11 protein-coding genes are annotated in these 13,805 nt (G+C 61.9%); 10 read left to right on the plus strand and 1 reads right to left on the minus strand.

The features are described from left to right. Positions 1-60 precede the first annotated feature (60 nt). From BW14_RS04220 to BW14_RS04265, 10 genes are all read left to right on the plus strand, one after another. A complete protein-coding gene (locus tag BW14_RS04220) occupies positions 61-1,038 on the plus strand; it encodes an ABC transporter permease (protein WP_140489293.1) in 978 nt (325 codons plus the stop codon). Next, positions 1,035-2,063: an ABC transporter permease gene (locus BW14_RS04225; protein WP_081886490.1), complete on the plus strand. Its 1,029-nt coding sequence runs from the start codon at positions 1,035-1,037 to the stop codon at positions 2,061-2,063. Before BW14_RS04220 ends, BW14_RS04225 begins: the two co-directional genes overlap by 4 nt. After that, complete coding sequence (locus BW14_RS04230) at positions 2,053-2,874, plus strand: ABC transporter ATP-binding protein (protein ID WP_044090624.1); 822 nt, start codon at positions 2,053-2,055, stop codon at positions 2,872-2,874. Before BW14_RS04225 ends, BW14_RS04230 begins: the two co-directional genes overlap by 11 nt. Before the next feature lie 196 nt (positions 2,875-3,070). Next, a complete protein-coding gene (locus BW14_RS04235; RefSeq protein ID WP_140489302.1) occupies positions 3,071-3,874 on the plus strand; it encodes an ABC transporter ATP-binding protein in 804 nt (267 codons plus the stop codon). Between the two features lie 139 nt (positions 3,875-4,013). Then, on the plus strand, positions 4,014-5,456 hold the full coding sequence (locus BW14_RS04240; protein ID WP_140489294.1) for an MATE family efflux transporter: 1,443 nt from the start codon (positions 4,014-4,016) through the stop codon (positions 5,454-5,456). Between the two features lie 511 nt (positions 5,457-5,967). Further along, a complete protein-coding gene (locus BW14_RS04245; protein ID WP_140489295.1) occupies positions 5,968-7,038 on the plus strand; it encodes a pyridoxal-phosphate dependent enzyme in 1,071 nt (356 codons plus the stop codon). Between the two features lie 193 nt (positions 7,039-7,231). Next, the gene (locus tag BW14_RS04250; RefSeq protein ID WP_044089995.1) at positions 7,232-8,416 is read left to right on the plus strand and encodes a cystathionine gamma-synthase; all 1,185 of its coding nucleotides are present in this window, start codon (positions 7,232-7,234) and stop codon (positions 8,414-8,416) included. A 33-nt stretch (positions 8,417-8,449) separates the two neighbouring features. Continuing rightward, positions 8,450-10,495, plus strand: coding sequence for a RecQ family ATP-dependent DNA helicase (locus BW14_RS04255; protein WP_044089993.1), 2,046 nt, complete (start codon positions 8,450-8,452; stop codon positions 10,493-10,495). Positions 10,496-10,631: 136 nt separating this feature from the next. Then, positions 10,632-11,126 carry an S-ribosylhomocysteine lyase gene (locus BW14_RS04260; protein WP_044089992.1) on the plus strand — a complete coding sequence of 165 codons (495 nt, stop codon included), beginning with the start codon at positions 10,632-10,634 and terminating at the stop codon, positions 11,124-11,126. Between the two features lie 282 nt (positions 11,127-11,408). Continuing rightward, positions 11,409-11,951, plus strand: a complete 543-nt coding sequence (locus BW14_RS04265; protein WP_140463299.1) for an N-acetyltransferase — start codon at positions 11,409-11,411, stop codon at positions 11,949-11,951. A gap of 156 nt (positions 11,952-12,107) precedes the next feature. On the opposite strand, the gene BW14_RS04270 is transcribed toward BW14_RS04265, so the two are convergent. Next, positions 12,108-13,559, minus strand: a complete 1,452-nt coding sequence (locus tag BW14_RS04270; RefSeq protein ID WP_044089991.1) for an APC family permease — start codon at positions 13,557-13,559, stop codon at positions 12,108-12,110. Positions 13,560-13,805: the final 246 nt, after the last annotated feature.

Consider the following 13,805-nt stretch of genomic DNA (forward strand, 5'->3'; position numbering starts at 1 on the left):
ACCAAAGGTAACTGAGAAGATCTCCGAAATCATCCGAATGCCAAGGAAAGGAGACTGGCGATGCGGTTCGTGATTCACCGTCTGGCGCTGTTCGTCGTGGCGTTGTTCGGATTGTCCATCGTGATCTTTGCCGCGCTGCGCATCCTGCCGGGTGATGTGGCCTCCGTGATGGCGGGCGTCAACGCCTCGCCCGCACGTGTGGCTCAGCTGCGCGAGCAGCTCGGGCTGAACAGGTCGTTGGTCGAGCAGTACGGTGATTGGATGGGTGCTTTGGTGCGCGGCGACTTCGGCACGTCGATCCTTACCGGTCGCTCGGTGACTGCGCTGGTCGCCTCGCGCGCCGCCATCACCTTTCCGCTGATCATCGTGGGACTGTTGATAGCTCTCGCCATAGGACTGCCGCTCGGCTGCGCGGCCGTACTGGCCCGCTCGGCCCGTGTACGGACGCTGTTCCATATGATGGCGATCATCGGCGGCGCGATTCCCGCATTATGGGGCGGTCTGCTGCTGATTCTGCTGTTCGGGCGCGGCGTGGGATTGATCGGCATCCTGCCCTCGCAGGGATTCCCGCTCGATGGTTGGGCGATGCCCGGTCGCGCGCTGCTTTCGCTGGTACTGCCGGCACTGTCCGTAGGCATCATCGTGGGGGCCTCCATCATGCGGTACACGCGCGCCGCATTGGGAGGATTCGCGGATTCCGGATACGTCGACATGGCCCGTTCCTGCGGCATGACACGTACGCAGGCGGTATTGCGCGTGGGCTTGCGGCTTGCGACTCCGCAATTGGTCTCGGTGATCGGGCTCACGTTCGCCTCGATGATCACCGGTGTGATGGTCATCGAAAACCTGTTCGCCCTGCCCGGCATCGGCAATGGTCTGGTCACGGATGTAGGCAACCGCGACTTGATCGCCGTGCAGAGCGAGCTGTTCCTGCTTGCCGCGTTCTTCTTGGGAATAGGCCTGATTGTGGATGTGCTGCACCGTGTCCTCGACCCTCGCATGAAAACCGCCACAAGCCTTTCGGAGGTGAGTCAATGAGCGGGCTGAGCATCGTACTGCGCTCCATCTGGCGTCGCGCGGAAGGCAGGTTCGCGCTGATCGTTCTGGCTCTGTGGGTAGTCGTGGCGCTCGTCTCCCTGGTATGGACGCCTCAGTCGTTATGGGTCACGGACGGCTACCATGTGTGGGCCAGGCCGTCCGCCGACCATTGGCTCGGCACTGATGGCACCGGGGCGGATGTGTTCAGCTGGCTGATGGCCGGCTCGCTCACGAATCTGCTTATCGTGCTGCTCACTGTGGCGCTTTGTGCCGTGTGGGGCCTCGCATTGGTCGCCGCAATGGTGGCCCGTAGCGCAGCGCTTTCCAGTGTCGCCGTCGTGCTGGTGGATGCGCTGATTTCCATTCCCACAGTGCTTGTGGCCTTGATTCTGGCTGTGCCGTTAGGTGCTTCGATCGTGGTGGTCGTCATCGCCTGCGGATTCGGGTACGGGCTCAATCTGGCGCGAATCGCGCGGCCTGCCGCGTTGCTCGCCGCTCGTTCGTCCTATGTGGAATCGGCCTTGTCGAACGGGGCCGGCGGATGGCGGGTGCTGGTCAGCCACATCATCCCCAACATCCTGCCGGTGCTTGCCGTGCAGCTTTCCTTGTCCGCCGGCACGGCGGTACTTGCCGAATCGGGGCTCACATATCTTGGCATCGGCGTGCCCTCCGGCGTGCCGAGCTGGGGGCATTCGCTGGCCACCTCGGTCAAGCTCATCAATGTATTTCCGCTGACCGTGCTGTGGCCCGGTCTCATCGTCACTGTGGTGGTCGTGGCGCTGAACGTGTTCGGCGACGTGCTGCGTGACGCCATCGATCCCGTAGCCAATCCCGCGTTGCGTCGGGTTGAGGAAGGGGACGGCAAGGCCGGCCGGGGCTGCATGCCCAATGGCATTTTCGAAACGGATAAGGTGGTCGAGGCATCTCAGTCATGTGAAACCACGGAGAACCACGCTGGGAACGCGGCTGCTGTTGCGATTCGCGGCGGTGAGCATAACGGCGGGGAGGCATACGATGGGCGTTGATGTTCGTGGTCTTTGCGTCACCATCGGTGGCAGCCGCATCATCTCTGATGTGGATCTGCGGATCGTCGATGGCGAGCGTGTGGGGCTGATCGGTTCATCGGGCTCCGGCAAATCGATGATCTCCAAGGCCATGCTCGGCCTGCTGCCCGTGAATGCCGAACCTACCGGTTCGGTGAGCATGGGAGGCGTGGAGGTGCTGGGTGCCTCCGAACGCGCGCTCGCCGACCTTCGCGGCCGATACGTGGGCACGGTGTTCCAGAACCCGGCCGCCGCCTTGAATCCGGTGATGACCGTCGGACAGCAGGTCGCGCTTCCTCTCCGGTTACACTACGATCTCACGCGGGCCGAACGGGCCGAGCGCGTGCGCGCCATGCTCGGCAAGGTCGGCCTGCCGGGGGAGGCTTACGGCAAATACCCTCATGAACTGTCCGGCGGACAGCAGCAGCGCGTGGGTATCGCCACGGCGCTCATCACTTCGCCGCGATTCATCATCGCCGACGAGCCGACCACGGCGCTTGACTCCATCACGCAGCGGCAGATCGTGGACCTGCTCACCTCGCTGGTGGACGATGCCGGCGCTGCGATGCTGTTCATCACCCATGATTTCTCGGTGCTGGCGCGCGCCACCACACGGTGCTACGTGTTGGATGCCGGGCGTATCGTGGAGTCGGGGAATACGGTCGACCTACTCGCTGCTCCTGCCACAGCCGAGACGCGGCGGCTGGTTGGTGCCGCGCGGAGCCTGACGTTGCACGCCGGAGTCGGGGAAGCCAAGGAACCCGGGGAATCCAAGGAGCGGTCCGATGAGTGACGCATCAACAATTAACCCCCATTCCGAAGCGGGGAATCCGGGCAGTACAGAGGACCGGGGTGGCTCGGGGCTGTCTCATGCTCCGTATGCATCGTCTATGTCATCCGACTCGTCTGCATCGGCACGGTATGAGGCCCGTCATGGTGCGCTGCTGCTGTCCGCGCAAGGGGTTAATGCCTCCTTTGCCTTACGCGACATGCATCGGGGATTGTTCGGCGGTGGGCTGTTCGGGCTTGGTCGGGCGGCCAGGCGCCAGGTGCTGTTCGACGTGTCCGCCGACGTGCATGCGGGGGAGTGCCTGGCGGTGATCGGAGCATCCGGGTCGGGCAAGACCACGCTCACCCGCATCATGCTGGGATTAGGTGCTGCGGATTCCGGCGAGATCATGTATCGCGGAGTCGAGGTGAGCCGGGGTTCGGCAGGCATGAAGGCCCTGCGCGCCGAGTCGTCCATCGTGTTCCAGGACCCGTATGGTTCGCTCGACCCGCGTTGGACGGTCGAACGGTCGGTGTCCGAACCGTTGTGGCTGCGCCGGCGGGCATTGGGCTTTGCGGCCGACGAGGTGGAGGGCAAGACCGTACAGGCGCTGGCCCGCGTAGGCCTTGACCCGCGCATGTTCCTCGGACGCTACCCATGCGACCTGTCCGGCGGTCAGGCCCAGCGCGTCGCCATCGCCCGCGCCATCGTCAACGAACCGCGCGTCATCCTGGCCGACGAGCCGATGAGCGCCATCGACGTGGCCGCCCGCGTGCGGATCCTCGAGACCTTCCAGTCGATTCTCTCCGGCGAGGGTTCGCAGACAGTCGATCCGGCGACCGGTGAGCCTGTCAGGCCCGCGATCATCATGGTCTCCCATGATCTGGGCGTCGTGCAGCATATCGCCGACCGCATCGTCGTGCTGAACGAAGGCCGCGTGGTCGAATCCGGACCTACGGCGGCTGTGCTCGGTGCCCCTCAGTCCGACTACACCCGGCAGCTCATCGCCGCCGCCTCGCTGTAGTCGTTGTTCGTATGATTAAACCGGGAGTCAGACCAGGCAGCCAATGCGGCAGTTGGCAGTGGTGCTTGGAGGCAAACCGCGGTTCGATTCCCTCGCGATTTCAGCCTATGATTCGATCATTATTCCAAGCTTTTGAGGTATGCCGATAAGTGATCAGACAGCCGCTCCGGCGGAAGAGCGTGCCCGAACGAAGACGCAGTTGAAGCCGCCGGCCCGAACGGACGCCCAGAAGGATCTGGCGACCAAGCCGATTGTCCCGCTGGTGATCTCCTTGGCGGGGCCGGCGATCGTGGCGCAGGCCGCGAACGCGTTGTACACGATCGTCGATCGACTCTTCATAGCACATATCCCCGAAGTGGGCGATCTGGCCATCGCGGGCATCGGCATCTGCTTCCCAATCACTATCGCCGTGGCGGCGTTCGCGTTGCTCGTCGGCTCAGGTGGCGCTCCCTTGGCGTCCATAGCCTTGGGCAAAGGCGATGTGCGTGCCGCCGAGCATATTCTCGGCGCGAGTGCCGCAATGCTGGTGGCGATTTCGCTGACGCTCACCGTGTTGTTGGAGTTCGGCAAAGTGCCGATTCTGGATGCGTTCGGTGCCAGCGCCGATACGTTGCCGTATGCCTCGGACTTCCTGGGGGTTTATCTGCTGGGTACCGTGTTCGTTCAGGTGACGCTTGGACTCAACTCGTTCATTTCTGCGCAAGGCAAAGCGAAAGTGGCTATGGTCTCGGTGCTGATCGGTGCCGGCATGAGCCTGATTCTTGACCCGGTGTTCATTTTCGTGCTCGATATGGGTGTTCGTGGCGCGGCTGTGGCGAACGTCATCTCCCAATTCCTCTCTGCGGCATGGATCGTGGCATTTCTGGCTTCATCGCGTAGCGCCATACGATTTCGCGCGACGTGGTTCAGGGTCGATGCGACGATTCTGCCGGTGCTGGCTTTAGGGGCTTCTCCGTTTGTGATGCAGTTGACGGAATGTGCCATCAACGTGGTGTTCAACACGCAGCTGGAACGGTTGGGTGGCGATGATTATGTGGCCGCCATGACCATCATCACCAGCATGATGCAGCTGATATATGTGGTGAACAATGGTCTGCAGCAAGGCGTTCAGCCCATCATTAGCTACAACTACGGAGCCCGGAACCATGAGCGTGTGCGGCATGCGTACCGTCTTGGCATCGGGCTACTACTTGTGGTGATGTCCGCTATGGTGACGGTCATCGCGATCATCCCGGAAACGATCGCGGGGTTGTTCACCGCTGACGCTGGCATTATAGCCATCGTCGGCTCGATGATGCCGCTGTTCGTGTGCGGATGGGGGATCTTCGGCATCCAATGCGGCGTTCAATGCACCTTGGTGGGGCTGGGTCTGGCCAAGCCTTCGCTGTTTTTGGCCATTCTGCGCAAAATCATCCTCCTGATTCCGCTGGCATTCGTATTGCCTCAGTTCATGGGCGTCACTGGCGTGTTTGTCGCCGAACCGATATCGGACATCACCTCGGCGTTGGTGTCCATTGTTGTCTTTCGGCATGAGATCAGGCGTGTGCTCGGCGGACAAGACGCTGTGCCCGGCATGGAGTGATGCATCTGGCCGGGACGGAGAGTCGTGCTGTGTCGCAGTCGGTGGGCAACGATTTTGCCATCCTGGCTGGCGGCGGTAAGCCATTTTGCCGCTACGCCTCGCACCTTGGCAGAATCGTTGCTGTCCGGAATGCGGTTACCTGCGACACGCCTATGCTGTGCCCTGTGCTATCGTATGAGACATGCAGTTCATCTCATGTTGTTGTCGCTGACCGACGCCCTAGGGCGAGCGGTGAGTGACGCATAACTTGAGATAGAGCATTCGTAGAGCGGCGAATCGGCCGCCATTGTTATTTCCTGATTGCCGAAGAAGCGGCAGAAGATGCCATGCAGGTGAAGTAATAGGAAAAGCTATAGGGTACAGGTGAAGCGGGAACTCGGCCGCAACACAACCCGACGAATCTCAACATCACAAGGTCATCCACACATATCCACTCGCCTGCGGACGTCGGTTCACGACAATCAACAGACCCACCAGTCAACCGTCACCCGTACAGCAAAGGATTCCCATCATGACCGTCCACAGCAGCCTCGCGGAACTCATCGGCAACACCCCGCTCGTCAAGCTCAACCACATCCCCCAAAGCCTCGGCGTCAAAGCCACCATCGCCGTCAAGGTCGAATACTTCAATCCGGGCGGCTCCTCCAAGGATCGCATCGCCGAGCGCATCATCGATGCAGCCGAGCGGTCCGGCCAACTGAAGCCTGGCGGCGTCATCGTAGAGCCCACCTCCGGCAACACCGGCGTCGGCCTTGCCCTGGTCGCCCAGCAGCGCGGATACCGTACGATCTTCACCCTGCCGGACAAGGTCTCCGAATCCAAGCGTGCGGTGCTGCGCGCCTACGGTGCCGAAGTCATCGTCACACCCACCGATGCCGGCCCGGACGACCCGCGCTCCTACTACCAGGTCGCCGAACGCCTCGCCAACGAGATTCCCGGCGGCTTCCGTCCGAACCAGTACGACAATCCGAACGGCCCGGAAAGCCACTACTACACCACCGGTCCGGAGATTTGGGAGGCCACCGACCATAAGGTCACGCACTTCGTGGCGGGCATCGGCACTGGCGGCACCATCTCCGGTACCGGCAAGTATCTGAAAGAAGCCTCGAACGGTGCGGTCAAGGTCATCGGTTCCGATCCGGAAGGCTCTATCTACTCCGCCGATTCACTGGCCGACGTGCACCAATACGACATCGAGGGCGTGGGGGAGGACTTCTACCCCAAGGCCTTCGACCGGAACATCACCGACGACATCGTCAAGGTGAACGATGCCGAGGCGTTCGAGATGACCCGCAGGCTCGCCGGCGAGGAGGCGCTGCTGGTCGGCGGCTCGTCCGGCATGGCCGTGGCCAGCGCCATCAAGTATGCGCTCGCCAACAATCTGGACGAGAACCAGCTGGTGGTGGTCCTGGCTCCCGATTCCGGCCGCAGCTACCTGGAGAAGATCTTCAACGACGACTGGATGCGCGCCAACGGCTACGGCGACATCGTGGATCGCACCGCCAAGCCGTCGCTTGCCGAACAATACCTCTCCCAGCCGTCCCCCGACGAGACGGCCGGGAAGACCGTCAGCGAAAGCTGACCGGCGGAAAGCGGTCGATGCGGCCAGTGCGGCCGGCGTGGCCGGCGCGGCCGCATCGACAGTGCATCTACCGCGCATCAACAAAGGCAATTCCCGCGATAACCCGCTATCAATAACGCTGATATCAACACGCGCATTCACTGACCAACCCTGACTTACCCTCGAATACGGAATACACCGAAAGGAACAACACATGTCCGCCGAATACAACGCCAAGTTTGCATCCAATGCCCTTGCCACCCGTGCCATCCACGCCGGCCAGGAGCCCGATCCGACCACCGGAGCCGTGGTGACCCCGATCTACGCCACCTCCACCTTCAAGCAGGACGGCGTGCTCGGTCTGCGCGGCGGGCATGACTACTCGCGTTCCATCAACCCCACGCGCACCAGCTTCGACGAACAGCTCGCCTCCGTGGAAGGCGCGAAATACGCGTTGAGCTTCTCCTCGGGTCTCGCCGCCATCGACGTGCTGCTGCGTTCCACCATCAAGCCCGGCGACAACATCCTGCTCGGCAACGACGTATACGGCGGCACCTACCGTCTGCTCGCCAAGGTGTTTGTGCCGTGGGGCGTGGGACTCGATGTGGTGGACATCACCGACCTTGCAGCCGTGGAGACGGCGCTCGCCGCCAAGCACTATGCGTACGTGTGGGTCGAAACCCCTTCCAACCCGCTGCTGAACATCACCGACATCGCAGCCACCGCCGAAGTGGCGCACAAGTACGGCACCAAGGTCGTGGTCGACAACACCTTCGCTTCGCCGGCCCTGCAGCATCCGCTGGATGAGGGCGCTGACGCGGTGGTCTACTCCACCACCAAGTACATCGGCGGCCACTCCGACGTGGTGGGCGGTGCCGTGGTGCTCAACGACGAGGAGACTCGCGAGAAGGTGGCGTTCCTGCAGAACGCGGCCGGAGCGGTGCCCTCTCCGTTCGACTCCTGGCTGGATATCCGCGGTCTCAAGACGCTGGACCTGCGTGTCAAGCGCCACAGCGCCAATGCGCTGAAGGTGGCCGAATGGCTGGAATCCCAGCCCTCCGACGTGATTGAGCGCGTCTGGTATCCGGGCCTCGAATCCCATCCGGGCCATGAGATCGCCGCACGCCAGATGCACGGTGGATTCGGCGGCATCGTCTCCGTGCAGCTGGCCGCTGGTGCCGAGGCGGCCAAGCGGTTCGTGGACCATACCGAGATCTTCACGCTCGCCGAATCGCTTGGCGGTGTGGAGAGCCTGATCGAGGTGCCGGCGGCCATGACCCACGCCTCCGTGGCCGGCACCACGTTGCAGGTGCCTGCCAACCTGATCCGCATCTCGGTGGGCATCGAGAACGCCGACGACCTCATCGCCGACCTCAAGCAGGCGCTCGAGCGCCTGTGAATCACGCGCCCCCGTGCGCTATGGTTGTATGTCATGACGGCACGTGAGGCGGCGCTGGGGGCGCTTAAACAGTATTTCGGCTACGATTCGTTCCGGCCCGGCCAGCTCGGCATCGTCGAGGCGCTTCTGACCGGTCGGGACGTGTTGGGCGTGATGCCGACCGGCGCGGGCAAATCCGTGTGCTACCAGATTCCCGCCGCCCTGATGCCGGGACTCACGTTGGTGGTTTCGCCGCTGATCTCTCTGATGCGCGATCAGGTTGATGCGCTCAACGATCTCGGTCTGTCTGCCGCGTTCGTCAACACCACCCAGGACCCGGACGAGCAGGCCATGGTGCTGGCGCAGGCGGCAGCCGGACAGATCAAACTGCTCTATGTGGCGCCGGAACGTCTGGAAACACGAAGATTCCGTGATTTCGCCGCGCGCACTCCGATTGCCTTGATTGCCGTGGACGAGGCGCATTGCGTCTCCCAGTGGGGGCAGGATTTCCGCTCGTCGTATCTGGGCATCGGCGAATTCATTGCGGGACTGCCGCAGCGCCCGCCGATCGGCGCATTCACCGCCACCGCCACCGAAAACGTGCGCAAGGATATCGTTGGTCTGCTCGGATTGCGCGAGCCGGCGGTCACCGTCACCGGATTCGACCGGCCGAATCTGTATTTCGACGTGGTCAAGCTGGAAACCAAATACAAGGCTGCATGGGTGTCGGATTATGTGGCGGAGCACCCGGATGAATGCGGCATCATCTATTGCGCCACCCGCAAAACCACTGAGGCGCTCGCCGCCACGTTGAACCAGATGGGCCATACGGCGGTCGCCTACCATGGCGGCATGGCATCTGATGTGCGCGAACGGGCGCAGCGCGACTTCATCACCGACAAGGTGCCGGTGGTGGTGGCCACCAACGCGTTCGGTATGGGAATCGACAAGCCGGACGTCCGCTTCGTGATTCATTACAACATGCCTGAATCCATCGAGGCCTACTATCAGGAGGCCGGTCGCGCGGGGCGAGACGGCGAGCCCAGCCGCTGCACGCTGCTGTGGAACGAGTCGGACATCGTGACCAGACGCCGGCTGCTCGACAGCGATTACGAGAATGAGCGCATGACTCCCGAAGAACAGGAGATTGCGCGCCTGCGCAAGCGTCAGTTGCTCGATGGCATGGTGGGCTATTGCCGCACCACCGACTGCCTGCACCGGTATATGACACGGTATTTTGGCCAGGATCTTTCCGGGCTTTCCACTGATGCTTCTTCTGCGTCAGAGGATACCGCGAAGGCGGGCGGCGCCAAGGATGCCGTCAGGTGCGGTGCCTGTTCGAATTGCGAAAGCACTTTCGAGACCATCGATGTGACCCGCGTGGCACGCGCGATCAGCCGATGCGTGCACGATGTGCAGCAGCAGGTGGGCTCAGGCAAGATCGTCAAAATACTGCGTGGCTCCAAGGCCCAGGAATTGTCGAGTCTGAATCCCGAACAGATGCCGACGTTCGGCATGCTGAAAGATACCGACACCGCATTGATCCGTGATGTGCTCAGTCAGATGACCTCCGACGGTCATCTGACCATTGCCGAAGGCCGTCTGCCGATCGTGCACTTCGGGCCTCGCGCGGCGGAGACCACCTCTCCTGATTTCCATTACGAGATGAAAAAGCTGCGGCGCAAGGTGTCGGCAAGAGCGGCCGGTATGAGCGCTGCCGGAAGCACGGTCGGAGGCGCCGGTGAACGAACCGGCGTGCGCGGCGGGGGAGTGTACGTTGATGGGGGAGTGCCCGTCGGTGTCGCAGCGTCGAACGTATCCGGTGCGGCGCTGGGCTCGTATATTCCCGATGACGACGCCGAGGCGTTGTTCCGGAAGCTGCGCGACCTGCGCCGCACCATCGCCCAGGAGATCGGCAAACCGCCGTACATCGTCTTCTCCGACAAGACCTTGCGGGACATGGCCCTCATCAGGCCTGTCACCGACGCACAGTTTTTGGCCGTCAGCGGTGTGGGGCAGCGCAAGCTGGACCTGTACGGCAAACGCTTCATGGAGGCGGTCGCTTCGTTCGGTGCAGCCAGCGCAGCCAATGCGCGGTAAGCAGTCGCCGAATCCAGTGGCTCGCGCCATAACTATCGTCTATAGCGAACCGTGGGATGTCGATGCGTAATCCCGTTCGGCGGCGACTACGATTGCTGGCGGTACCGCGAATGCTGACAGTGGAAAGGACAACGAAATGGCAGAAGAGCAGTCCGAAAAGCCGGTCGTGGAAAGCTTCCAGCTCGACCACACCAAGGTCAAGGCGCCATACGTGCGCTACATCGACACCGAGAAGGGCCCGCACGGTGATGTGATTTCCAACTACGATCTGCGCCTGACCCAGCCGAACAAGCAGGCCATCCCCACCGGTGGCCTGCACACCATCGAGCACACGATCGCCGTGCTGCTGCGCGAGCGTATCCCGGGCTATATCGACTGCTCGCCGTTCGGATGCCGCACCGGCTTCCACCTGCTGACTTGGGGCGAGCATCCCACCGAGGAAGTGGCGAAGGCGCTCAAGGAGTCGCTGGAGTTCATCGCCTACAAGGCCACGTGGGATGACGTGCCAGCCACCACTGAGAAGAGCTGCGGCAATTACCGCGACCACAGCCTGTTCACCGCCAAGGAATGGGCCAAGCAGATCCTCGAGGAGGGCATCAGCTCCGACCCGTTCGAGCGCAAGGTCGTCTGACCGACTGGTTGCCGGTCGTCGGTTTCGAGTTTCCGATTCCTGCTTGCCGGTTGACGAGCAGGATACGTCAGATTCCGTCCTATCCCGTCCGCATCGCAACGCGGGCGGGATTTTTATGCTCGAGGCATGGTAGGTTTACCGTCAGTTATCCGTGAGTTTGCCGTTTGGCTTTGGTTATTGAGGCTGACTGCTGAGGTCAGCTGGCGAAGCTGGGCGACGGACTGGACGTTGACGGCTTGATTATTGAGAGAAGTCGGACACAACGAGTGAGAGAGGTGAAAGGTGACGCAGTCGAGTGCTGCCACTGCAGCGACAGGCCGGCGTTTCCGCCATGCCACCATGCGTGATCTGCCGCAGATGCAGACGATCTACGCTCGCGCTCGCGCGCTGATGGCTGCCAACGGCAATCCGACGCAGTGGGGCACGCAGTTTCCCCGGGAATCCGTGATCATCGATGATATCGCCAACCAGCGTACGATGCTGCTGGTGGATACGATCGGCGGACACGAGCGTATCCTGGCGCAGTTCGCGTTGTGCCCGGGCAAGGATCCCACGTATGCGTCGATTGATGGCGCATGGCTCGACAATGACACCTATGTGACCATCCACCGCATCGCCTCATCCGGGTTGGTGCGTCATGCGGCCCGCGACTGCATCAAGTGGGCCTTGAAGCATTATGGCAATGTGCGCGCCGACACCCATCCCAACAATAAGGCCATGCAGCATGTGCTGGAAAGCTCCGGTTTCGCCCGCTGTGGCCTGATTCAGCTCGTCGACCGGCCGACTGACACCACGAGGATCGCCTACCAGCGCCACGAGTGGTGAATTATCGGTGTCTGGACTTGCGCATGGCGATTATATGGAAAGGCGTACGCTGGGCATCACTCAGCGTACGCCTTTCCATATAAACGATTGCCGGCCGAGGGGTTCAGCATCGGCCGGCAATCGTTTCAGTTCTTGACTTTGGTCCGTGGCGGGGACTCAGTCCTTAGCCTCAGCAGCCTCAGCGGCAGCCGTCTCGCCGACGAGCTTGGAGCGCTTGCGGCTGTAGGCGAAGTAGACGATCAGACCGAGGCCGAACCACACCGCGAATCGCACCCAGGTCTCCCAGTTGAGGCCTGCGATGAGCACGAAGCAGAACACGATGGAGATGATCGGCGTGAACGGCACGAGCGGGGCCTTGAAGCCGCGGTGCGCGTCCGGCTGCGTCTTGCGCATCCACAGGATGCCGGCGGAGACGATGATGAACGCGGTCAGGGTGCCGATGTTCACCAGCTCGAACAGCACGTTGATGTTGATGAAGCCGCCGGCGATCGCGGTCAGGATGCCGAAGAACCACGTGCCCTTGAACGGTGTACGGTACTTCTCATGCACATGGCCGAAGAACTCCGGGAACAGGCCGTCGCGGCTCATCGCATAGCAGATGCGGGACTGGCCGTACAGCTGGACGAGCATCACCGTGGTCATGCCGATCAGGGCACCGAGGTTCACGATCACGGCGAGCCAGTTCAGGCCGGTGGCCAGAATCACACCGGCGACCGGGGCGTCGATGAACTCGGCGAACTGCTTGTAGGGCACCACGCCGGTCATGATGAGCGTCATCACGATGTACAGCACGGTGGAGATGGCCAGCGACAGCAGGATGCCGCGAGGCAGCGTCTTGTTCGGGTTGACGGTCTCCTCGGCGGAGGAGGAGACGGCGTCGAAGCCGATGAAGCTGAAGAACACGATGGATGCGGCCGGCACGATGCCATAGGGCTGGGTGGAGCCGGGCTGGAAGGTGTAGATGCCGTACGGGGAGAACGGATGCCAGTTGGCCGGGTTCACGAACCATACGGTGCAGATGATGAACAGCACGATGATGATGAGCTTGATCATCACCATGATGTCGTTGGTGCGCTTGGTCTGGTTGATGCCAATGGACAGCACCCACGTGATGAGCAGCACGATCACGAAACCGGGAAGGTTGAAGTACGTGGTCACGCCCGGCGTGGTGCCGTAGGCGGCGGTCAGTTCGACCGGCAGATGCAGGCCGAACCCTTCAAGCAGCTTGTTGAAGTAGCCTGACCATCCGGCGGACACAGTGGCCGCCTGCAGGGCGTACTCCAGAATCAGATCCCAGCCGATGATGAAGGCGATGAGTTCGCCGAACGCCAGATAGGCGTAGGAGTAGGCGGAACCGGAAACCGGTGCCATGGAAGCGAATTCGGCATAGCACAGGCCTGCGAAACCGCAGCAGATGGCGGCCAGCAGGAAGGAGACGGACAGTGCCGGTCCGGCGGTCAGCGCACCCTTGCCGGTAAGCACGAAGATACCGGTGCCGATGATCGCGCCGATGCCGAGCATCGTCAGATCAAAGGTGTGCATCGTACGCTTCAGCGGAGTGGATTCAGATACCAGCTGATCCACGCTTTTCTTGCGGAAAAGATCCATGTTCTTCTCTCATGAACTTGGTGTATGGGGCTAGACCGGACGGATTTCCGGGATCCCGGCACGCCTCAACGCCGGGAATCAGACAACGGTTCGCATCGAATAACCATGCGGAGCTCCGTATAATTCGCATAGTGTACGCCGTATGCGGGGACAATGGCGGCATGGTTCCGTGATAAGAGCCGCCTATGTGTAACTTTTGGGTTACTTTTCGTTCAATATGGCTTATCGGGGGTTCCGGATGTGCGC

Origin of the sequence: Bifidobacterium sp. UTBIF-68 (genome assembly GCF_006408855.1) — a bacterium.
Classification (GTDB): domain Bacteria; phylum Actinomycetota; class Actinomycetes; order Actinomycetales; family Bifidobacteriaceae; genus Bifidobacterium; species Bifidobacterium reuteri.

What these genes read in the sequence shown, in the direction of transcription:
- BW14_RS04260 (WP_044089992.1), top strand. Translation starts at nt 10,632, where the DNA reads ATGGCAGAAGAGCAGTCCGAAAAGCCGGTCGTGGAAAGCTTCCAGCTC.
- BW14_RS04230 (WP_044090624.1), top strand. Translation starts at nt 2,053, where the DNA reads ATGGGCGTTGATGTTCGTGGTCTTTGCGTCACCATCGGTGGCAGCCGC.
- BW14_RS04255 (WP_044089993.1), top strand. Translation starts at nt 8,450, where the DNA reads ATGACGGCACGTGAGGCGGCGCTGGGGGCGCTTAAACAGTATTTCGGC.
- BW14_RS04245 (WP_140489295.1), top strand. Translation starts at nt 5,968, where the DNA reads ATGACCGTCCACAGCAGCCTCGCGGAACTCATCGGCAACACCCCGCTC.
- BW14_RS04240 (WP_140489294.1), top strand. Translation starts at nt 4,014, where the DNA reads ATGCCGATAAGTGATCAGACAGCCGCTCCGGCGGAAGAGCGTGCCCGA.
- BW14_RS04250 (WP_044089995.1), top strand. Translation starts at nt 7,232, where the DNA reads ATGTCCGCCGAATACAACGCCAAGTTTGCATCCAATGCCCTTGCCACC.
- BW14_RS04220 (WP_140489293.1), top strand. Translation starts at nt 61, where the DNA reads ATGCGGTTCGTGATTCACCGTCTGGCGCTGTTCGTCGTGGCGTTGTTC.
- BW14_RS04235 (WP_140489302.1), top strand. Translation starts at nt 3,071, where the DNA reads ATGCATCGGGGATTGTTCGGCGGTGGGCTGTTCGGGCTTGGTCGGGCG.
- BW14_RS04270 (WP_044089991.1), bottom strand. Translation starts at nt 13,559, where the DNA reads ATGGATCTTTTCCGCAAGAAAAGCGTGGATCAGCTGGTATCTGAATCC.
- BW14_RS04225 (WP_081886490.1), top strand. Translation starts at nt 1,035, where the DNA reads ATGAGCGGGCTGAGCATCGTACTGCGCTCCATCTGGCGTCGCGCGGAA.